19 protein-coding genes are annotated in these 19351 nt (G+C 70.5%); 5 read left to right on the top strand and 14 right to left on the bottom strand.

What is annotated here, in order from left to right:
* Positions 1 to 33 precede the first annotated feature (33 nt).
* Positions 34 to 606, bottom strand: coding sequence for a hypothetical protein (locus tag ACLEQD_RS03605; RefSeq protein ID WP_410381835.1), 573 nt, complete (start codon positions 604 to 606; stop codon positions 34 to 36).
* 125 nt (positions 607 to 731) lie between these two features.
* Between ACLEQD_RS03605 and ACLEQD_RS03600 the strand changes: the two genes are divergently transcribed.
* On the top strand, positions 732 to 1559 hold the full coding sequence (locus ACLEQD_RS03600; protein WP_410381833.1) for a crotonase/enoyl-CoA hydratase family protein: 828 nt from the start codon (positions 732 to 734) through the stop codon (positions 1557 to 1559).
* Positions 1560 to 1563: 4 nt separating this feature from the next.
* Here the strand turns inward: ACLEQD_RS03600 and ACLEQD_RS03595 are convergent, their stop codons facing one another.
* Together ACLEQD_RS03595 and ACLEQD_RS03590 are read right to left on the bottom strand one after the other, a co-directional pair.
* Entirely contained in the window at positions 1564 to 1725 is a 162-nt protein-coding gene (locus ACLEQD_RS03595) for a hypothetical protein (RefSeq protein WP_410381831.1), read from the bottom strand.
* Positions 1726 to 2049: 324 nt separating this feature from the next.
* Positions 2050 to 3378 carry an ankyrin repeat domain-containing protein gene (locus ACLEQD_RS03590; protein ID WP_410381829.1) on the bottom strand — a complete coding sequence of 443 codons (1329 nt, stop codon included), beginning with the start codon at positions 3376 to 3378 and terminating at the stop codon, positions 2050 to 2052.
* 100 nt (positions 3379 to 3478) lie between these two features.
* On the opposite strand from ACLEQD_RS03590, the gene ACLEQD_RS03585 reads away from it, so the two are divergent.
* Positions 3479 to 4504: a methyltransferase gene (locus ACLEQD_RS03585; RefSeq protein ID WP_410381827.1), complete on the top strand. Its 1026-nt coding sequence runs from the start codon at positions 3479 to 3481 to the stop codon at positions 4502 to 4504.
* Between the two features lie 102 nt (positions 4505 to 4606).
* Entirely contained in the window at positions 4607 to 5944 is a 1338-nt protein-coding gene (locus ACLEQD_RS03580; protein WP_410381825.1) for a peptidoglycan-binding protein, read from the top strand.
* A 64-nt stretch (positions 5945 to 6008) separates the two neighbouring features.
* Here ACLEQD_RS03580 and ACLEQD_RS03575 read toward each other — a convergent pair whose 3' ends face one another.
* Entirely contained in the window at positions 6009 to 7025 is a 1017-nt protein-coding gene (locus ACLEQD_RS03575) for a peptidoglycan-binding domain-containing protein (protein WP_410381823.1), read from the bottom strand.
* Positions 7026 to 7512: 487 nt separating this feature from the next.
* Here ACLEQD_RS03575 and ACLEQD_RS03570 point away from each other — a divergent pair, with 487 nt between their 5' ends.
* On the top strand, positions 7513 to 9147 hold the full coding sequence (locus ACLEQD_RS03570) for a DUF4114 domain-containing protein (RefSeq protein WP_410381821.1): 1635 nt from the start codon (positions 7513 to 7515) through the stop codon (positions 9145 to 9147).
* A gap of 85 nt (positions 9148 to 9232) precedes the next feature.
* Here the strand turns inward: ACLEQD_RS03570 and ACLEQD_RS03565 are convergent, their stop codons facing one another.
* Positions 9233 to 9748, bottom strand: coding sequence for an OmpA family protein (locus ACLEQD_RS03565; protein ID WP_410381819.1), 516 nt, complete (start codon positions 9746 to 9748; stop codon positions 9233 to 9235).
* A 519-nt stretch (positions 9749 to 10267) separates the two neighbouring features.
* Between ACLEQD_RS03565 and ACLEQD_RS03560 the strand changes: the two genes are divergently transcribed.
* Entirely contained in the window at positions 10268 to 11122 is an 855-nt protein-coding gene (locus tag ACLEQD_RS03560) for a WD40/YVTN/BNR-like repeat-containing protein (RefSeq protein ID WP_410381817.1), read from the top strand.
* Between the two features lie 31 nt (positions 11123 to 11153).
* Here ACLEQD_RS03560 and ACLEQD_RS03555 read toward each other — a convergent pair whose 3' ends face one another.
* The 9 genes from ACLEQD_RS03555 to ACLEQD_RS03515 all read right to left on the bottom strand — a co-directional run.
* Complete coding sequence (locus ACLEQD_RS03555; RefSeq protein ID WP_410381816.1) at positions 11154 to 11483, bottom strand: ArsR/SmtB family transcription factor; 330 nt, start codon at positions 11481 to 11483, stop codon at positions 11154 to 11156.
* Entirely contained in the window at positions 11483 to 12109 is a 627-nt protein-coding gene (locus tag ACLEQD_RS03550; protein WP_410381814.1) for an SRPBCC family protein, read from the bottom strand. The genes ACLEQD_RS03555 and ACLEQD_RS03550 overlap by 1 nt, the downstream gene beginning before the upstream one ends.
* Positions 12110 to 12208: 99 nt before the next feature.
* Positions 12209 to 12784: a hypothetical protein gene (locus ACLEQD_RS03545; protein ID WP_410381812.1), complete on the bottom strand. Its 576-nt coding sequence runs from the start codon at positions 12782 to 12784 to the stop codon at positions 12209 to 12211.
* 36 nt (positions 12785 to 12820) lie between these two features.
* Positions 12821 to 14515, bottom strand: a complete 1695-nt coding sequence (locus ACLEQD_RS03540) for a phospholipase D-like domain-containing protein (RefSeq protein ID WP_410381810.1) — start codon at positions 14513 to 14515, stop codon at positions 12821 to 12823.
* 55 nt (positions 14516 to 14570) lie between these two features.
* Positions 14571 to 15782 carry a proprotein convertase P-domain-containing protein gene (locus tag ACLEQD_RS03535; RefSeq protein ID WP_410381808.1) on the bottom strand — a complete coding sequence of 404 codons (1212 nt, stop codon included), beginning with the start codon at positions 15780 to 15782 and terminating at the stop codon, positions 14571 to 14573.
* Positions 15783 to 15850: 68 nt separating this feature from the next.
* Positions 15851 to 16954: a class I SAM-dependent methyltransferase gene (locus tag ACLEQD_RS03530; RefSeq protein WP_410381806.1), complete on the bottom strand. Its 1104-nt coding sequence runs from the start codon at positions 16952 to 16954 to the stop codon at positions 15851 to 15853.
* A 39-nt stretch (positions 16955 to 16993) separates the two neighbouring features.
* Positions 16994 to 18397: a hypothetical protein gene (locus tag ACLEQD_RS03525; RefSeq protein ID WP_410381804.1), complete on the bottom strand. Its 1404-nt coding sequence runs from the start codon at positions 18395 to 18397 to the stop codon at positions 16994 to 16996.
* Complete coding sequence (locus ACLEQD_RS03520; RefSeq protein ID WP_410381802.1) at positions 18313 to 18921, bottom strand: hypothetical protein; 609 nt, start codon at positions 18919 to 18921, stop codon at positions 18313 to 18315. Before ACLEQD_RS03520 ends, ACLEQD_RS03525 begins: the two co-directional genes overlap by 85 nt.
* Positions 18918 to 19351: hypothetical protein (locus tag ACLEQD_RS03515; protein WP_410381800.1), on the bottom strand; the 434-nt coding region annotated here is incomplete at its 5' end. The genes ACLEQD_RS03520 and ACLEQD_RS03515, both read right to left, overlap by 4 nt.

Below are 19351 nucleotides of genomic sequence, written 5' to 3'. Positions count from 1 at the left end.
CGCGCGACCGCTGCGCCAGAGGGCGCCCCGGGACTACGGCGCCGGCCGGGTCTCGGGGCCCTGTAGGGACTCCCGCGCGCGCTGCCGCTCCTCGCGCTGCTTCGCGACCAGCGCTCGCGCCTTCCCCTTCTGTGTCTCGTCCAGGAGCGCTTCGACGTCGCGGTAGGCCGCCGCGTCGTTCTCCTCCATCGCCTGGAGCAGGGCCTGCTGCCGCTTCAGGCCCTCTTCGCTCAGGGGTTCGAGAGGCCGGGCGGAAGGCCTGTACTGGGGCCGGCCTCCCAGGCCCACGGGGGCGTTCCGGTTCCCCATCCCAGGCCCGCGCGGACGCCCCTCCCCTGGGGCCGGTTCGGGGTGCCAGACCTGCCGGAGCTGCTCGCGCAAGGGCCGGTTGGTCACCTCGAGGGCCTCCTCCCGCTGGCCCACCTGGATCAGCTGGTCGGTGGTGAGCGCCAGCTCTTCATGGTGCTCGAGCAGCAGCGCGAGCGGCGACTGGAAGAGGATCCTCGGGGGCGGCTGACGCCCGGGGCGCTCCTCCGGCGAGGACGCAGCGCAGGCGGTAACGAGGCCCACCAGCAACAACCACGGCACGAGATGGCGCGGCGACATCGGTCCTCCATGGGGCGTTGTGCCTTCGCTCTCTATCCGCACGCCGGTCCGGGCGCCAGACGCAGTGGAGCCGCCGCGCGGCATCTGCTCAAGTGCGGCCAGCTCACTTCCCCGGGAGGGAACGGATGGACGGCACGTACAAGTCGCTGCGCATCGAGAAGGCCGAAGGCATCGCCGAGGTGGTGCTCACCGGCCCGGGCAAGGGCAACGCCATGGGCCCCGACTTCTGGCGGGAGATGCCCGAGGCGCTCCGCGCGCTGGACGCCGACGACGCCGTGCGCGTCGTGCTGGTGCGCGGCGAGGGCAGCCACTTCACCTACGGCCTGGACCTGATGGGGATGATGGAGTCGCTGGGGCCGCTGCTCACCGCGGAGAGCAACCTGGCGCGGGAGCGCAGCCAGCTGCTCAAGCTGATTGGTGAGATGCAGCAGGCCACCGAAGGGGTGGCCCGGTGCAGGAAGCCCGTCATCGCCGCGGTGCACGGCTGGTGCATCGGCGGGGGCATGGACCTCATCGCCGCGTGTGACTTCCGCTACTGCTCGCAGGACGCGAAGTTCTCCCTGCGCGAGGTGAAGGTCGGCATCGTCGCGGACCTGGGCGCGCTCCAGCGGCTGCCGCGCATCATCGGCGAGGGGAACACGCGCGAGCTGGCCTACACCGGCGGCGACGTGGACGCGGCGCGAGCGCTGCGCATGGGCCTGGTCAACGAGGTCTTCCCCTCCCCCGAGGCCCTGCTCACGGAGGCGCGGGCGACGGCGCGGCGCATCGCGGACAACCCGCCGCTCGTCATCCAGGGCGCCAAGCAGGTGATGGAGTACTGCGCGGACAAGTCCATCGCGGACGGCCTGCGCTACGTGGCGGTGTGGAACTCGGCCTTCCTCCAGTCGCATGACCTGACGGAGGCCTTCTCCGCCTTCGCCGAGCGCCGTCCCCCCCGCTTCGAGGGGCGCTGACGCCCTACGCGGCCACGGCCTCGGTGATGCTGAACGCGGCCGGCGTGGGGATGACGCGTGAGAGCCGCAGGCCCGCCTGCGCGGAGAGCTTGCGGAAGTCCTCCTCGGTGCGCGCCGGCCGGGCAGCGAGGCCAGCATCATCACGTCCAGCACCTTGCCCACGCACACCGCGTCGCTCCAGTCGTGGAGGATGCGCTTGAGGACATACGTGTCCGCGCCCGAAGGCAGCGTCTGGAAGAAGTCCCCCTCCACCAGCTCGCAGCGCTCGGAGAGCCCCGCCTGGGCGATGCGCGCCTCGTCCAATGCCCCGGTGGAAGGTGGCGCCCGCCGCCGCGTTGCTCGCGAGGTGGTCGAAGAAGGGCTTGCCGAGGATGCGCTCGAAGGCGTTCGTCCCCGTCCGCACCGTCTGCGTGAGCGCGCCGGTGGGTCATCCGCCGGTCGTACTCCCGGTCAAATCCAGACGTCAGCCCAGCCACTCATGCGTGCCGGGTCACCGGGCCCCGAGGCTCCGCAGCAGCTCCACCATCTCCGGGCTTCGCTGCGCGGCCTGGAGCAGGGTCTTCTTGTCAGGCGTCATGCGATTGACCCGCGCACCGTGCGCCACCAGGGCCCGGATGGCGCGCTCCGCGTCAGGGGAGTACTTTTGTTGGGCGGCGTAGCTCAACGGCGTCCAACCTCCACTGGAAACCTCCGCGCGGCCTCCCGCCTCCAGCAGGAGCGGGACGCACCGCAAGCCCTCACTGGACCGGGTCGCGGTATGGAGCAACGTCTGCTGGTCCTGGCCCAGCGTATTGGGGGCGGCGCCCGCCTTGAGCATGAGCGCCAGCGCCTCGCAGGCGCCCTGGGAGGCCGCGGCGTTCAGCGGACCATTTGAGTTCTGCCGTCCCTTCCAGGAGAGGCCGCCCTCCAGCAGCGTGCGGACGAGCCCGAGGTCCGTCAGCGCCAGCCTCAGCGCCTGGGGATCCTGGGTGTCCTTGGGCATGTAGCGCATGAGGAGCGAAACCATGGGCGCGTCCTTGCGCTCCACGGCCCGGTACAGGGCGGAGAGCCCCGTCTTGTTTTCGCGCGCGTTCGCTCGCGCGCCTCCTTCGAGCATCGCCTGGACGCGCGCCCTGTCGCCCTGCCCCACCGCCTGCACGAGGGAAGGGTCGGTCTGCGCGGCGAGGTCTTCCTTCCGCCGCGTCTTGATGCGCGTGTCGAAGGCGCGGTCCTCCCTGCGCGCCGCCTTCAATGCCGTCGTGAGGTCCGCCAGCATCGTGTCGGTGACGGGCCAGCGATTCCTGGAGGCCACCTCGAACCAGGTGCGGTCCCCGCTCCATCCCCCCGCGACGATGAACCGTGCCCCGAGCGCGGGGCCGTGGACCGGCTCCTGGGCCCGGTGCATGGCTTCCTCCATGGCGCCATTGCCGCAGAAGTGGTCGCTGAGCGATTCGCTGAAGACCGCCGGGAGGGGCTGGGACTGCGGCTCGCCGAGGATGACCTGCTCCACGGTCAGGGCCACGCGCGGTGGCTGCGTGAAGGTCGCCCCCTGATCATGCACCTGCGTCACCCGGACCACGTACAGCTCGCAGTCCGCGAGCGCCGTGGGACGAATGGCTTCTGCCGGGTACACGGTCCGCTGGTTCGTTCGGGCAACCTTCGCGTGTCGCCACACCCGCTCCATGATTCGCCCGCAATGCCGGCCACCCCAGTCCTCCCGGTTGGCGGGGAGCTCGCGGGAGACATCGCGCTCGGGAACATACGACCCGGCCATGGCCACGCCGGGCCAGGTCACCAGGGCCAGGGTAAAGGCGAGGACGAATGACCAGGGTTGGCGCATGGGACCGAATCTAGGACAAGGCCCGTTCGGCCGTCATGACGCAACCCCTCGGGCCGCAGGGGCGGTCTGGAACCCCATTGAACGGGATTAGACTCTTGCCATGAACAACACGCCCGACGCGAATCCCTCTCCCACGCTGCAGCTCCATGCGGCCATCACCAGTTACTGGCGCACCCAGGTCATTGGCACCGTGGCCCGGCTGGGCATCGCGGACCTGCTCGCGGCAGGCCCTCGCGACAGTGATTCGCTGGCGGCCGAGCTGGGCGTCCACCCGGGCGCCCTGTTCCGGCTGATGCGAGGCGGCCTCACCGTCGGCATCCTCGAGTCCGTCTCCGAGCGGACCTTCGCGCTGACGCCGATGGGCGAAGGGCTGCGCTCGAACGTCCCTGGCTCGCTGAGGGAGATGGCCATCACCCAGAGCGCTCCGGCGCACTGGTTGCCCTGGGGGCTGCTTCCCGAGGCGGTCCGCACCGGCAAGTCCCCGGTGCAGGCGGCGCTCGGCACGGACGTCTGGGGGCACTTCGCCCGGAACCCCGAGGAGGCGGGGTACTTCGCCCAGGCCATGGGCAACCTGTCCGCCCTGGTGGCCAGCGAGGTGACGCACCACATCGACTTCGCCCCCTTCGCCCGCGTGGCGGACATCGGAGGGAGCCACGGCGATCTGCTCGCGCACGTGCTGGCCGCCCAGCCCTCCTGCCGGGGCATCCTCTTCGACCTGCCCCAGGTCGCCGAGGGCGCGAAGACGGCGCTGGAGTCCCGAGGCCTCGCCCACCGGGTGGACGTGGTGGCCGGGAGCTTCTTCGAGCCCGGCCTTCCCCCCGCCGAAGCCTACCTGCTCAAACACATCCTCCATGACTGGGAGGACGACGCCTCCCTCACCCTCCTGCGCCGGCTCCACGAAGCGGCCCCCTCCGGAGCCCGGCTCTTCGTGCTGGAGCTGGTGATTCCAGACAACCGGACACCGGACCCGACCCACCTCATCGACCTGAACATGCTGGTGGTCGCCGACGGGCGCGAGCGCACCACGGATGAGTTCCGCGCGCTGCTCGCCGCGACCTCCTGGAAGGTGGAGCGCATCACCCCCACCCGGAGCGGGGTCAGCATCATCGAGGCAGTGAAGGCGTGAACGCCCGCCTGGCGGCGATTTAACTCGGCTTAACTCATCCGGAACGCGGCCGGGCTCGATACTGGCTTCATCAGGGCCGAGGGGGCCCAGAGGGGGAAGTCCATGTCGCGCATCCAGAGCCATCCGTTTTCGTTCTTCACGCCGCCGTCCGCCACGGGAGCCACGCGGAGCACGGCGCCGCAGTGCCCGCCGGGGGCGCAGGTGGGGCCGCAGCCCGAGCCCCCGCGCAACGTCGTTCGCGACGCCTTCGAGAGCGCGGTGAACGGCGAGGCGATGCGGCGGCTGCAGGGGCTGGCGAAGCCGGTGACCGTGGCCTCGCCGGGCCCGAGCCCCACGCCCCAGCCGACGGGTGGCCCGCCGTCACTGACCGACGCCACGGGCGTGGGCGACATCGTCTCCAACCAGTCCGACAAGGGCCAGGAGGGGCCCGTCACGCGCCTGCAGAAGTTCCTCGAGGGCGCGGGCTACCTGGACATGGGCAACGCCGCCTACGGCACCTTCGGGCCCAGGTCCCAGGCGGCCGTCAGGGACTTCCAGACCGCGGAGGGCATCACCCCCGCGGACGGCAAGCTGAGCCCGGCCACGGTGGCCGCCATGCAGCGCCCGCAGCACCCGGCGACGGACTCCACGATGGGCGTCCTGGCGGACGCCTACGCGCCGCAGCTCGGGCGGCCCATGAGCCCGCTGGAGCCGGGCAAGGATGGCGCCATGGTGCAGCGGTTCGAGCGCGGCACCCTCACCCGCATGCCGGGCGGCGAGGTGCGGGTGCAGGACCTGTCCGGCAAGAACCTGGTGCCGCCCACGCCCCCGAGCACCGTCTCGACGCTGGAGGAGGCGAAGGCCCTCCACGTCGCCCAGTGGGGCGAGACCGGCTACAAGGACTTCAACGACGCCAGCGAGTACTACGGCGGCAACGACTGCGGGCCGACCTCGGTGGTCATCGCGGCGGCGGCCGTGGGCGCGATGGAGCATCCGGACGCGGCTGGAGCGGGAGAGGCCATCGACGGCGTGCGGGACAACATCCTCGACTACGACTCCAACACGTCCGTCACGATGACCGTGGACCAGGTCGCCGAGGGCGTGACGGAGGCGGGCGCCGTGGCCACGCTCGTGCGCCAGAACAAGGTCGACGTGGCGGCCGTGGACGACGCGCTCTCGCGCGGGCACCCCGTCATCCTCGGAGGCAACCCCTTTGGCTACGACCCCGAGCACCAGGCCTGGGGGCCCACGGCGAGCGCCGCGGACAACTACCTGATGGACCACAACTTCGGGGGGCACTGGGTGACGGTGACGGGCAAGACGGAGTCCGGCAACTACCTCGTCAATGATCCGCTCTGCCCCAAGGGCCCCATCGAGGTGACGCCGGAGCAGATGGCCGAGTACGTGGACGGCAACCTCGGCATGGTGGAGGTGAGCCCCAAGCCCGTGCCCGTGTCGTGAGGGAATGACGGACCGGGGCTCATCCGCACCGAGTCCCCGGCTCGGCATCAGTCCAGGCGGCGCTTCAGCCCTTCTGGCCCTTCGGGCGGCTCACGGTGAAGGTGACGATGTTGTGATCCGAGCCGCCGGTCGGGCCTGCTTTGACGTTCGAGACCCGGCACCCGTAGGACATCGCATAGTCGATCTTGCCGTGGCCGTGGCTCTCCACGCCGCCATGGGTGGTCATGCCGGCCTGCCGGGCGATCCAGCCGGGCGACCACTTCCCCTTGGTGGACGCAGGCTCGTTCCAGTCGCCGCCGATGAGCACGCCCTGGTCGGGGTTGTTTTCAATCTTCCGCTTCGCGAAGCCGAGCAGCTTCTCGGAGAGCGACTTGTAGGTGCTCACCCGGTTCTTCGGCCCGACGGGGTGCCCGTCCTTCCAGTCGACCGAGGGCGGCTGGTGGGCCGAGACCACCTGCAGCCAGCCCGCGAGCTTGACCGCGGTGGCCGCTCGCGGAGGGGCGTGGCCGCCGCGCACGGTGGTCCAGCCGCCGCCCTCGCCCTGGATGGACATGGCTTGCTTCTGGAGCAGGCTGTCCTTGACGAGGATGCCCGTCTCGCCATGGTCCTTGGCTCCGGGGAAGGTCACCAGGTGGTAGCCGGGGATCTTCTCCAGGGCCTTGTGGTAGCCGTTGATCTCCTGGAGCTGGACGAAGTCGAGGTCGTTGTTCTTGGCGAACTTGCCCAGGAACTTCTGCACGTCCTTGGGGTCGCGGTCGCGCTCGACGTTGTAGGTCGCGCCCTTGAGCTTCGACGGGGTCTTGCCCTTATCGCCGCTGCCGCCAGGCTGGCGGGTCTCGGCGGTCGTGCCGGTGCCCTTCAGCGATTGAGCCATCCGCTCACCGGCAACCCCCTTCGGCTTCCCCTCCCAACCGTGGTCGAGCTTGTAGGCAACCACCGCCTTGGCGGTGCCAGCGTCGAAGCGGTCGTCAGCGGCACCCTTGAGGTAACCCTGCGACTTCAGGCGCTCCTCGAGCTTCTGAACGCGGTTGCCGGTGGAGCCGACGTGGAGAGGGGGGCGGTGGGAGGGATGGGTTCGCATGATTTCCTCGATTCTCGCCCGCTGAGAGAAAAAAGTTGCTTCGATTTGTATCGGTGCGGCCGGGCCTGTCGCGCCGCGTCAAATCTCGCGTCCGGGGCGCTGGCGGGCCAGTCCCACGAGGTTCCAGGCTGGGCATGGATGTTCCGGCCCATGCGCAGCACGTGTTCGGGCGAGTGTGCGCAATGCATGAGATAGACGGTCGTCACGCAATCAAAGACACCCAGCGGGGCCATGCCGGCCACGTCCGACAGTTCCAGGACGGCCTGTCCCTTCACGGAGCCGAGCGCTTTGAAGTAGGCATGACCTTCGAGGTACTCCGAGCGGACTGGCAGGACATCCCAGTCCGCGACCTTCACACCAAGCTGATTGTCTTGCGCTGACAGCTCACACGACCTTTCCAGGCAGCCACCGTCTGCCGAGGCTTCCATCCATGCGTCCGTATTTTCTTCACATCCCGTACCTTGTGGCTGGGAGCGTCCTGCTCTCCATGGCCTTGCCAGGTCCAGCCAGCGCCGCTCTGCCGCTCAGCTGTTACGACACCGACCTGGAAGCCGACTACGAGCCACCCTTCTCGGCCGAGTCCTTCCAGTTCCTCGAACAGATGGCGCTCACGCCACAGCAGACGCTGAGCGCCACCCCACCCCTGGCGCTCACGTCCGCGGAATACATCGTGCTTCCCGTGTCCCAGCGGGTGACCGCCACGTACGTGCATGACGCCTCTGGCACGAGCCCCTCGCTGGGGTACCTCTACGTGGATGATCTCAAGGCACGGGGCTACCTCGACGTGAATGGCAACCTGCTGGATCTCAACGGCAATGGCATCACGGACCTGCACGAGGATCTCTACAACCTGGCCCCGCCCACGGGCTCCCAGGCGCGTCCCTACGTGGGGACGACCCGGCGCTGTAGCCGCACCTTCACCTCGGGAGGCTTCACGTACAGCCAGCCCGAGCTGGCGCTCAACGAGTCCTGCACCAGCGCCTTCACGTCAGGCGTGCTCCTGCAGGATGCCCGCCCTGGCAGCCACCCCAACGTGAGAATCGACGTGGTGGGGAGCAACACGCCCGCGCTCCCTCGCACCGGCTACTCGGACAACGGGCTCTTCGCGCGCATCCCCAACCTGTTGGAGCCCGCCCACGCCGCCAACAACCACCGGGGCCTGGGCCATCCGGTCTTCTTCCTGGCCCAGGAAGACCAGACGGTGGACCTGGGAACCCTCCAGGGTGGACGGGAGCTGGTCTTCTTCCTGATCGTCGCGAACGATTCCATCCACCTCCCCTACGAGAGCCGGGTGTATCCGTGCCTGCGCAAGGCGGCCAACGGCCAGTGCACCCTGCACCTGAAGACCTCCACCTCCGTGTTCTTCTCCAAGTCGAAGTGGAACCTGGACCAGGACCCCGTGGGCCAGATGCCTGTCGCGACCCGCAACATCGGGTGCGCGGCCTCCGAGTACTGCGACCCCTGGGCCCCCCACCCGCTCGACGGGGCTTGCGCGGTCGCCTCCACGGGACAGGACCTGTGCGGATGGCTGGAGGGGGAGGCCCTGGCCCGCCTCGGCACGGCGCCCTATGGAAACACCTCGCTCCCCATGGAAGCCTCCACGGTGGCTGTCTCGGGCAACGGCAACATGCCGCACGTCAGCCTGGGAGCTCCGAGCACCACGCCGCAGACCTGGCTCCTGGCCTTCGAGGAGCTCACCGGCGGCGGTGACCGGGACTTCAACGACGCCGTCTTCCAGTTCCGGGGCGAAGCGAGCAGCGAGGTGAGGTCGCGCGTGCTGTTCCCCTCCCCCATCTCCCCCGACCCGGCGTGCGCCATCAGCCATATGCGCTTCCGCAAGGACGACGTGCTGGGCGCCGGTTGCGACTCCAGCGCCGCCATCTCCTATGCGGTGGCCACGGACTGCCACGTGTGCACCCTGGGCTATTGCAGCATCAACGTCACTCCCACCTGGCATCCGGTGACGTTCGCCGCCGGAGCCCAGGAGGCCATCATCGACGTCTCCAGCACGCCGGGCAGCAAGCCCTGCTGGATGGCTCACATGTCCGGGACAAGCCCGGCCTGTCTGCCCTCCATCTCCAACGTGGACGTGGGCTACGTCTTCGCCCCCGTGTCCCCCTGATTCCCGCCTGACCGGCAGGCCGGGCGTCTCGGGCTTCAAGGCGGGCGGCGCCAGCGACGCCGCCCGTCGTCATCCGTGAGAGGGATTACAGGCGGACCTGGAGCTCGTAGCGGCGGTTCTTCGCGCGCTTCGCCTCGGTGTTGTCCGGCTTCACCAGGGGGCGCTCGGAGCCGTAGCCCACGGCGGTGATCTCCCCTCGGGGGATGCCGCGCGCGACGAGCTCCTTGACGATGGTCTCCGCGCGCTGCTCGCTGAGCTTCTTGTTCTTCGCGGCGTCACCCGTCGAGTCGGTGTGGCCGGAGACCTCGAACTTGTAGCTCTTGACGCCAGCGGCGACGAGCTGCTTCTTCGCGTCGACGAGGGCGTTGGTGAGCTTCTTGAGCTTCGCGTCGCAGCCAGGGGCCAGCTCGGCGGTGCCCGTCTTGAAGCTGCACTGGTTCTTGCGGCCCTCGTCCGTCAGCTTCGTGTTGACGCGCTTCTCGACGGTGGACTTGCTGGCGTCGCCCGCGGCCTTCTTCAGGGAATCAAAGGGGCTTTGCGCGGCGGCCACGCCGGGGACGGCCAACAGCGACACGGCGATGCAGAACGCCTTGAGCTTCATCCGTAGGACTCCTTGGGCCCCAGGGGGAAGGGAGCCCGGCTGAAGGCTGCCGAGCGCGGACTGTCGCGTCCAGTGCGAAGACAGGGGGCGTTGGCGGCCCCCCGGCCCGGAACCAACGGAGCGCTCGCTGAAGCTGTTAGGGTGGAGGTCACCTGACCGGCCGGGGGCAGGTGTTCCGAGGTCGCGGATGTCTGCATTTCGAGGAAGTGTTCTGGCCCTGGTCCTGGGCGTGAGCGTGGGCGCGGTCCTGGCGGCGGCATGCAACTCGCCGACTGGGTGCGAGGGCTGCGTCAACGAGCGGGGCGTCTGCCTCCGAGGCACCCAGGATTCGGCCTGTGGCTCTTTCGGCGAGGCGTGTGTCGCGTGTGGCGACGGCAACGTGTGCAGGGAGGGCGCCTGCGCGCAGGAGGGACCCGACGCGGACGCGGGCACGGACGCGGGCAACGACGTGGACGCGGGCATGGCCCCTGACGCGGGCACCGACGTGGACGCGGGCACGGCCCTGACGCGGGCACCGACGTGGACGCGGGCCCGACGACCGGGTTCCAGCTCGTGCCGAGCACCACCACGGCGACCCTGCGGGACGTGGCCGTCGTGTCGCCCACGGAGGCGTACGCCGTGGGCTTCCGCGGCACCGTGCTGCGGTGGAATGGCACCCAGTGGAGCGCCGCCGGCTCGCCGACGTCCGAGGATCTCTACTCGGTGACGCTCGCCGAGGGCGGAGGCTGGGCGGTGGGCGCGGGCGGCACCTTCCTGTCCCTGAAGGACGGCACCTGGTCCGTGTACGGCAGCTCCCCGACGGCGGCCCTGCTCACGGGTGTCTCCGCCGTGTCCGCGCGGAGCGCCATGGCGGTCGGCAAGGAGGGGGAGCAGCGCCAGGCGCTCGTCTGGGACGGCTCGGAGTGGACGAAGTTCGCCACGGGCGCTCCCCATCCGTACACCACGGTGTCGGATGTCTTCATGCTCGCGGACGGCACGGCCTTCGCCGCCCAGGACAGCATGATCATGCGGTGGAAGGACACCGACTGGGAGCAGCTGACGACTCCCACGACGACGAGCCTCCAGGGGGTCTGGGCTTCTTCCGCCAACGACGTCTTCGCCGTGGGCTCCTCGGGCGTGCTCATGCGGTGGACGTCCACGTCCGGCCGGGTCATGGAGCAGCGGGCGCCCTTCCCCTTCCTCCACGGCGTCTGGGGGAGCAGCCCGAGCGACGTCTGGGCCGTGGGTTCGGGCGGGGTGATCATGCACTGGGACGGCGACGGCTGGACGCAGGTGGCCTCGCCGACGACCCAGGAGCTGTTCGGTGTTTCGGGCACGGGACCGGACGACGTCTGGATCGTCGGAGCCGGAGGCACCCTTCTCCACGGGCCCTGAGCGCCCCACGGAAACGAGCGGGGCCGGCTTCTCAGTCGCCCCGCTTCTTCTTGCCCCGCGCGACCTCGGTGGCCAGGGCATCCAGGCGCGGCGTCCAGAACGCCCGGAAGCGGCCCAGCCAGGCATCCACCTCCGCCAGGGGCGCGGCGTCCACGGCGTAGAGGCGCCGGGCGCCATCCACTCGCACCGTCGCGAAGCCGTTGTCCCGCAGGACCTTCAGGTGCTGCGAGACGGCCGACTGGGTGATGCCGAACTCGCGCTGCACCACGGCCACGACCTCTCCCGAGGCGTGCTCGCCCTCCGCCAGCAGCTCCAGGATGCGGCGGCGTACCGGATCACCGAGGACGTCGAAGGCGTGCATCAGCCTCCTGTATAGAACGCGGCCGTGCACTCGGCCATCCCTCGGGCCACGTCCGGGGCCTCTCCGCCCGCCACGTGGGCGTCGGCCCAGGACCGGGCGCTCGCGCGCATGAAGGCCTTCGCTTCATCGGAGGCGACCCAGCTGGCGGCGGCCTCCGCGGCCACGTCCCCGCCCGTCTCGAGGTACTGCCCCAGCCCCAGGAAGCCCAGGTCCCAGCCCACGCCCGTGGCGCCCGGGCCGAACTGGCTCCAGAACTGTTCAACGTCCGCGGCGTGCACGATGTGCTCGAGCGTCAGCCGCGTGCCCTTCCCTTCCGGGGCCAGGCGGACGGTCACCCAGCTCATGCCCCCGTTCATCTCCCAGGTGAGGTCGAACGCCGTGGGCCGGTCACACCGCGTGATGGTGCCTCCCGCGTTCCCCTTGAGCTGATAGCGGCCGCCCTGCCGCAGCTGCCCCTCGATGGGCATGAACCAGCGTGGGATGCGCTCGGGGTTGGTGACCGCGTCCCACAGGTCCTCGACGTCGGTGGGATAGACGCGCTGGGCGACGACCACGTGGGACGGCTTGCCTTCGTGGTCGCGCTCGACGCATGCGCGGAACTCGGCGCCAATGAGCTTGTGAAGCATGTGCGGTCCTCCTGCGTTCACAGGGTCATTACAGGCCACACTCATATTAGTCAATTCTTATATACCCGGGGCCGGGTTGGAGGCCCTTTGGACGGCGGCTCATGGCGCGCGCGCCTCGCCCCCCAGCGCCATCGCCGAGCCGACGAAGGCCGTGACGCTCCGGTAGCCCGCGGGCGGCGGCTGCAGCGGGGCGGTGCTGCCGGTTCCCAGCTGGGTGATGCCCCGGGGCAGACCGCGCCCCAGGTTCCACGTCCGGCCCCGGAAGTGGAAGTCCTCGCTGGAGCACAGCACCGCGGAGAAGAGGTTGCTGGAGAGCGGGCCCACCGCCGTCCCCACCACCGTGGAGAGGCGCTGGAGCGTCGCGATGGGCTGGCCCACCGAGAAGCTCTCCGGCGCGCTGAAGTCTCCGCACGGCTCCGGGTTGAAGTACAGGGTGAAGCGGCCCACCGGATCCAACGACACCGTGAGGTCTCCGTTGCTCAGGTGCTGGGGCGTGAAGGGCTCCGCGCGGAAGGTGAAGAAGGCGTGGGCTTCTCCTGGTGGACCGTTGAAGAGCGGCCCCTCCAGGTCCCCCAGGTGCGCGAAATAGCCCACGTCCTGCACCGTGCCGTCGAGCGCTTCGTAGAAGCGGCCAATGGCATACCAGACGACGCCCGCCACGGGATGGGAGTGCATGGGCGCGATGCTACACGGACGCGGAAGGCGGGGCCGTCAGAACCAGCTGTAGTCCAGCGGATAGGGCGGCAGCTTCCCCTTCTCCGCCCGGAGCTCTCCCGGGCTGCGCGGGATGAGCCGCACCTGATCGCGCACGCTCCGCGCATCCTCCCGCAGCGCCTCCGGCACTTCCTTCATGGAGTGCACGTTGTAGTGCGGAAAGAGCTGCTGCTTCACCGCGACGGCGAAGGCGTCGCTGTTGATGTGCAGGCTCAGCTCGCCGTCGTAATGCATGCTGCGGTGGCCGAAGTTCGCGCTGCCCACGATGACGTGGCGCGAGTCGATGAGCATCAGCTTCGAGTGCACGTAGATCTTCGTGCTCTGCGCGTAGTCGTCGCTGTGGGACGGGAACCGCACCGGGCAGTAGAACTGGACGCGGGGCTTCGCGTCCTCCTTCAGCTCCACCCCGTCAATCAGCTCCAGGGCCACCTCCACCGGCTTGTTGACGGTCTTCTCGCCCTTGACCTCCGGGGGACGCATCTGGAGCTTCGCGCCCTCCATCCAGCCCTTGGGCTTCTTCGCGCCGAGGACCTTGTAATACACGCCCTGCTCGTTGTTCACCGGCTCCGCGACGTCCTGGAGCCGCACGGCGCGCAGGGCCTCGTCGAGCTTGCCCTTGACGCCGCCCTTCTCCTTGAAGCTCGACAGCAGCATCCGCGCATACGCGATGCGTGACAGCTGCGTGTTCGCCTGGGTCGGGTCGCAGACGGGATCCGGAATCACCACGCAGACCTGGAACTGCTTCTGCGTCTTCAGCTTCCGGCAGATCTCCGTGACGATCTCCGGCTCGAAGAACTGGTAGTTCTCCGCGTAGACATAGGCATTGGCGCCCTGGAGGAGCGTCTTGATTTCATCCCGGATGCTGTACTCGGTCTTCGTGGCGAAGACGCCCGTCGTCAGCACGGAGATCGTCATCCCCCCGTCCGTGGGTTGATCCGAGACGAGCCCGCGGACGGCGCCCCGGACCTTGTACGCGGGTTGCTCCTTCGACCAGAACTGCAACGACTTCAACGAGACCTGCCGGTCCCACCGGCGCAGCCACTCCAGCTCGATGTCACACGTCACCGGCCCTTCCACCAGCACCGCGGTGTCGTGGAGGGTGTGGCCGTGGCCCGTGAGGGGGTGCTGCCCCGTGTGATAGGCGCGGTCCCAGTACTCCAGCTCCATGTTGAAGCCGCCCACCAGCGCCTTGAGCCGCCCGCCGATGGAGAAGAGGGACATCTTCTGGTGCAGCCCGTACCCCACGCCCCCCACGGCGGGGTGGCTCTCCAGGTAGACGAGGATCTTGTTCTTGTACCCGTGCAGCGCCTCCGCCACCGCCGCGTTCCCGCGGGCGACCTTCTTCGCGAAGTTCTCGTTGCCGCCCGCGTTCGCCGACACGGTGTCCGGGTCCCACAGGATGATCTCCACGTGGACGCCCAGGTCCGCCAGCCCCTTCAAGGCCACCTCCAGCGTGAAGCCCTGGTCGTCCTGCTTCAGCGGGAGGTGGTGCTCCATGGCCCAGTAGGCCAGCCGGACGTAGGTGTTCGCGGGCACGGACGGCGGGGACTTGCCCTCCTGCTTCGAGGACGGCTCGTCCGTGCCGCTGACGCTCTGCCGCACCTCCTCCAGGCACGCGACGAAGGCGGCGAAGAAGTCCTCGCCATCCATCAGGAACCGCGCGCCGTTGTGGTCACTCGTCCGCTTGCTCATGGGCCGAACCTACAGGAGGGGCTTGGATTTCCTACGACCTGACAGGTGTGGGCCCTCAGTCCCAGCGGCTGGTCAGCTTCAGCTTCCACTCACGCAGCTTGCCGTTGCCCACGCCCGACGGGTTGACGACGTGCAGCTTCCACAGGCCGTTGACGGAGCCGTCCCGCGGGATGCCGCGCGTCACCGGGATGCGCTTGGGCGGCGTGCCCTCGTTGGGGCCGTCCCACAGGAGCGCCGTCTCCCCACCCGGATCCTCCAGCGTCAGCACCAGCCGGGACGGGTTGTTGTGCGCCAGGTCCAGCTCCACCGTGATGTCCTCCGGCACCGTCGCCAGCCCCACCACCGGCTGCGTCGACGTCAGCGGCGTCGTGTTCCCCTGCAGCGTCAGGTCCGCGTACGCCGTGAACTCGCCCGACATCCACGCCGGCCGGCACCAGCCCTCCGTCGCGCCCGAGTCCAGGCCGTGGCACGCCAGCCCGTCCTGACACGGCACGAAGCGCGAGCACGACGCGCCGTCCCCCGGGGTGCTCACCGCCGTCACACAGCGGCCGTAGGGGCTGGAGTTGTCGTAAGGGATGCCCTCGCACTCGAGCGCGGGCCCGCACGTCGCGGCGCCCGTGCACGGGTCGCCCTCCGCGCCCTGCTGGGTGGCCGTCTTGAGGTTCTGGAGCGCCGTCGCATCCACGCCCGGCAGCCGGCCCAGCTTCAGGATGTCGTAGAACGGCCGCGCCGCCACCATCGCGTTCGCCGCCGCCGCGGGCACGTTGTACGTCGTCTGCAACGCCGCCGCGGACTGCGTGTTCACCACCGCCAGCGCCCGGCGCGCCTCCGCGACGTTGAAGGACACGCCGTGGAACGTGCCCACCCAGCCGTCCACCGGCAGCTCCACCCGGCCCGTGCCCCGGGCGTACGTCTCCAGCGCCGTCAGCGCCGCCGGCCCCACGTACAGGAGGTCATCCACCTGCTCGATGGAGACGAAGCGCCGGTCGTCCCCCGTGTGCGCGAGGCCGTCCGGCCCGTTGCGCCAGGTGATGATGCTCTGCGCCGCCTGCGAGTTGAGCGGCACCTGCGTGTCCAGCACGGAGAACGTGGTGGTCCAGTCATTGAGGAACAGCACCACCCCGTTGCCCGCGGGCGTGCCCGAGGCCAGCTCCTGCGTCCGCACGGCCAGCGCGGCGGCCGGCGTGTCCGACACCGCGGCAGCGCCGCAGCTCAGGAGGAGGGGAACCGAGGTAAACGACAGAAAACGACGGAGTCTGGAGTTCATGGCCTCCATGTACTCCATGACGGGCCGCGTGTCGGTGACCGTTCAGGTCCTGTCTTGATACAGCGCGCCTACCGCTCCCAGAGCCGGATTCCGGTGCCTGCGCGGCGCACGAGCAGCGGGCTTCCGGCGCCGTCCACGGGCTCGATGCGGCCCGGGAGTGTCGCGGACTGGATGCACTTCCAGCCTCGCCCGGCGAGCGCGGCGTGCAGCTGGTCACCGAAGCCGCCGCCGTAGGACGTGAGCAGGTGGGACGCGCGCAGCCGGTCCAGGAGGTCGCGGCTGGCGTCGTCGGACAGGTAGTAGAGCACCTCCGCCAGCAGCACCAGGTCCGCCTCCAGCGCCACGTCCTCCGCGCTGGCCTCCACGATGCGCACGCGCGCGTGGCCGCCCAGCCGCTCGCGCAGGCGCGTGACGAAGCGGGGCTCGGACTCCACGGCCTGGACGTTCGCGTCGGGGAAGAGCGCCAGCAGGTGCTCGGTCATCATCCCCTCGCACGCGCCCACGTCCACCACGCGCCGGGGCGGGACGGCGTGGCGCAGCGTCCCCAGCACCTTCGCGGTGAGGGCGAAGCGCTCCACCTCGTAGGCGGAGCGGGAGAAGCCCCAGGGGTCCGCGAGCTCGGAGAAGATCTCCGGCTTCGTGAGGGACAGGGCGCGCACCACGTCCGCGGCCCGCGCCTCCGTGAAGGCCTCGATGCCGGGCCCGTCACGCACGGGGTCCGTGCAGGCGCCCGAAACGGCCCCGTCCGGACGCTCCCGGTAGAGCGTGTTGAGCAGGCCCAGCTTGCGCTGGAAGGCCGCGTCGTCCAGCACCGTCCAGGCCGTGGGCCTGGCGCCCGTGGCGGGCACCCACAGGCGGTCGAAGACGCGGCTGACGAGGAGCGCCACCTCGCGGTGCAGGGGGGCGTCCTCCTGCGGGCTGTGGGTGAAGACGCGGACGTCGCCCCGGGAGCGCTGCTCGCGGCACCACGGCCCCACCTCCGAGGGCGACAGCAGCAGGTGCGTGCTCCGCGCGCCCAGGGCCCGGCCCACTGTCTCCAGCTCCCGGCCCGCGCCTCCGTCCTCCGTCACCACCGCCAGGTCCGCCCCCGGCGCCACCGTGCTGAACAGGCGGACGACGTCCTCCGGGTGGGCCACGACGATGAGCGCCGGGGCCGGGTTGTTCTCTGCCATGTGCCGCACTCCTGTTTGAAAGTGATTGCGTGACGGCCTTCAGCCGTGGGCCGCGCTCCAGTCGGACACGGACTCCGCCTCCGGCTTCGGGAAGCGGAGCAGCGGCAGCAGCTGCTCGCGGATGAGCGGCTCCCAGCCCAGCCGCTCCGACAGCGCCCAGCCCGTCGCCAGCAGCAGGCGGCCTTCGTGCGCGTCGCGGGGGAGGCGGCGCACCACCTCCTCCGCCACGCGCTCCGCGGTGCGCAGCTCCTGCTCCCGCAGCACGCCCGCGGGCAGCGCCTTCCAGGCCTCCACCGTGTGCGCCAGGCCCGCCTCCCGGGCGTCCGCCGCCGCGTCGGAGACGACGAGGTTCGGGTGCGCGGCCTCCGACAGGCCCTGCCGCAGGCACACCTCGCGCAGGGCCCGCCTGGCGCCGCTCACGCCGGAGATGACGCAGATGGCGCCGCAGCCCAGGGCCTCCAGCTGCGCCAGCCCGTAGGACTCATACAGCGACTGCCCCAGGGACACGTCCGTGGCGCGGTGCAGGTCGTCCCGCGTGAAGTCCAGGCCCGCGGGCCACGTGGGCTGGTTCACCAGCGCGATGTGCAGGCCCGTGTCCTTCGCGTTGAACGCGTCCACCCGCGCCTTCAGGGCGCGCAGGTTGTCGGACGGCTCCGCCTCGTTCCACTCCGTCACCATCACCAGCAGCGCGGGCTTGCGCTCCGGCGGCAGCAGCGTGGCCAGGTGCTCGCACACGTCCACGTCGCGCCAGAGCCCCTTGCAGACCTCGTCCCGCGCGATGTGCGTGAGCAGCAGGCGGAAAGCTTTTCCCCACTGCTTGCGCGCATGGGCCAGCACCCGCGCCCGCGCCGCCTCCTTCGCGTCCCAGCCCGTGTCGATGGGCCGGTGGCCGTGCGGCACCACCGTCACCGGGTGGAGCGCGTAGCGCGCGTCCAGGAACCGCAGCTCGTCCGCCACGGAGGCGCTCACCGCGCCCACGCGGTCGCACAGGTGGCCGTTGCGCAGGATCTGGAAGTTGGGCCAGGTGCCCACGGGGTAGACCTCGTCCAGCGTCCGCCCCGCTTCCAGCCCCAGGCGCTGGATGTTGTAGAAGCGCGCGTCGGACGCGCCCTGCCCTGCCTCGCCGTACTCCACCAGCACGCGGGGCGTGCGCACCTCGCCCGCGTAGTACACCGTGCGGCACCAGCCGCGCCCGTCGAGCAGCGCCTTGTACGCGAGCGGCAGCGACAGGTGCTCCTGCGCCAGGATGACCGTCCCCGCCCCCTCCTTCGCCGGGCGCAGCCGCTCCAGCGCGTCGAAGACGGGCTCCGCGAGGACGATGGCCAGCATCGCGTCGTGGTCCAGCGCGGGCGCGTCCATCAGGCCGTGCCGCACCGCCTCGCGGAACAGGCGGTTGACCCAGGGCGCCGCGCCCAGCCGCGTGCCGAAGCGCTGGCGCCACACGCGCGACAGCCCCGCCACGCCGCCGGACGCGCGCCCCGGCAGTCGAACGGGAGGTCCACGCCCAGCAGCGTGTGCAGCCGCGCGAGGAACCGGGGCAGCGTGCCCATCCGCACCCGGTAGCCCCGGAGCACGTCGGTGAGGTCCACGAGCAGCACCTCCACCGGGCCGCCCGGGGCGTCGCGCCGCCCGTAGACGAACGACACGTCGTGCTGCTCCTCCACCGGCCGGAAGACGCGCGTCCACCGCTCCGGGTTGTCCGGGCGCAGGCCGCTGTAGAACACCTCGCCGTGCGCCTCCAGGTCGCGCGCCAGCGACTCCTCCGGCGCGTAGCTGCCCAGCCCGCACGGCCGCACCGTGGGGCTCACCAGCAGCGTGCGCGGGAAGTCCCGCCGGTACTCGGGGGAGGACAGCAGGTGCTCCAGCACCACGCCCATCCCGCCCAGCGTGCGCGTCGCTTCGTAGGAGAGGTGCACCAGCAGGTCCCCCTCCTGCGTCCCGAGCCATCGGGGCTCCCGCGCGCTCATGGCGCCACCGTCCAGACGCGCTCGCACAGCCCCCGGCCCGCGCCCAGCCTGCGCGCGTGCGCCTCCACCGCGGGCAGCGTCCGGGGCTCGAGCTGGCTTGCGTAGAAGGACAGCCCGCGCAGCTTCGCGGGCCACAGCGCCGTCATGTCCACGCACCGGGGCGACAGCCCGAGCGCCCACGCGTAGTCGACAATCTCATCCTCCGGGTGGTGCGCGGAGTACGGCAGGTCCTCGTAGTAGACGACGCCCCGCTCGCCGCGCAGCGCCCGCACGGCGTCACGCACCAGCAGGTGGTCCACGTGGCTGGAGATGCCCAGCGGCACGTAGCAGAGGGCGTCGTCGGACACGCTCGCCAGCACCTCCTCCAGGGCCAGCCGCACGCGCGCGGCCAGCGCCGCCCGCGCCTCCTCCGGCTCCGCGGGGCCCCCCG

Source organism: Corallococcus sp. 4LFB (genome assembly GCF_046520365.1).
Classification (GTDB): Bacteria; Myxococcota; Myxococcia; order Myxococcales; family Myxococcaceae; genus Corallococcus; species Corallococcus caeni.
The sequence above is the reverse complement of the archived record's forward strand: the minus strand, read 5'-3'. Positions and strand labels throughout refer to the sequence as shown.

Coding starts and splice junctions, on each gene's coding strand:
- ACLEQD_RS03605 (WP_410381835.1), bottom strand. CDS start 606: ATGTCGCCGCGCCATCTCGTGCCGTGGTTGTTGCTGGTGGGCCTCGTT.
- ACLEQD_RS03600 (WP_410381833.1), top strand. CDS start 732: ATGGACGGCACGTACAAGTCGCTGCGCATCGAGAAGGCCGAAGGCATC.
- ACLEQD_RS03590 (WP_410381829.1), bottom strand. CDS start 3,378: ATGCGCCAACCCTGGTCATTCGTCCTCGCCTTTACCCTGGCCCTGGTG.
- ACLEQD_RS03585 (WP_410381827.1), top strand. CDS start 3,479: ATGAACAACACGCCCGACGCGAATCCCTCTCCCACGCTGCAGCTCCAT.
- ACLEQD_RS03580 (WP_410381825.1), top strand. CDS start 4,607: ATGTCGCGCATCCAGAGCCATCCGTTTTCGTTCTTCACGCCGCCGTCC.
- ACLEQD_RS03575 (WP_410381823.1), bottom strand. CDS start 7,025: ATGCGAACCCATCCCTCCCACCGCCCCCCTCTCCACGTCGGCTCCACC.
- ACLEQD_RS03570 (WP_410381821.1), top strand. CDS start 7,513: ATGGCCTTGCCAGGTCCAGCCAGCGCCGCTCTGCCGCTCAGCTGTTAC.
- ACLEQD_RS03565 (WP_410381819.1), bottom strand. CDS start 9,748: ATGAAGCTCAAGGCGTTCTGCATCGCCGTGTCGCTGTTGGCCGTCCCC.
- ACLEQD_RS03555 (WP_410381816.1), bottom strand. CDS start 11,483: ATGCACGCCTTCGACGTCCTCGGTGATCCGGTACGCCGCCGCATCCTG.
- ACLEQD_RS03550 (WP_410381814.1), bottom strand. CDS start 12,109: ATGCTTCACAAGCTCATTGGCGCCGAGTTCCGCGCATGCGTCGAGCGC.
- ACLEQD_RS03545 (WP_410381812.1), bottom strand. CDS start 12,784: ATGCACTCCCATCCCGTGGCGGGCGTCGTCTGGTATGCCATTGGCCGC.
- ACLEQD_RS03540 (WP_410381810.1), bottom strand. CDS start 14,515: ATGAGCAAGCGGACGAGTGACCACAACGGCGCGCGGTTCCTGATGGAT.
- ACLEQD_RS03535 (WP_410381808.1), bottom strand. CDS start 15,782: ATGAACTCCAGACTCCGTCGTTTTCTGTCGTTTACCTCGGTTCCCCTC.
- ACLEQD_RS03530 (WP_410381806.1), bottom strand. CDS start 16,954: ATGGCAGAGAACAACCCGGCCCCGGCGCTCATCGTCGTGGCCCACCCG.
- ACLEQD_RS03520 (WP_410381802.1), bottom strand. CDS start 18,921: ATGAGCGCGCGGGAGCCCCGATGGCTCGGGACGCAGGAGGGGGACCTG.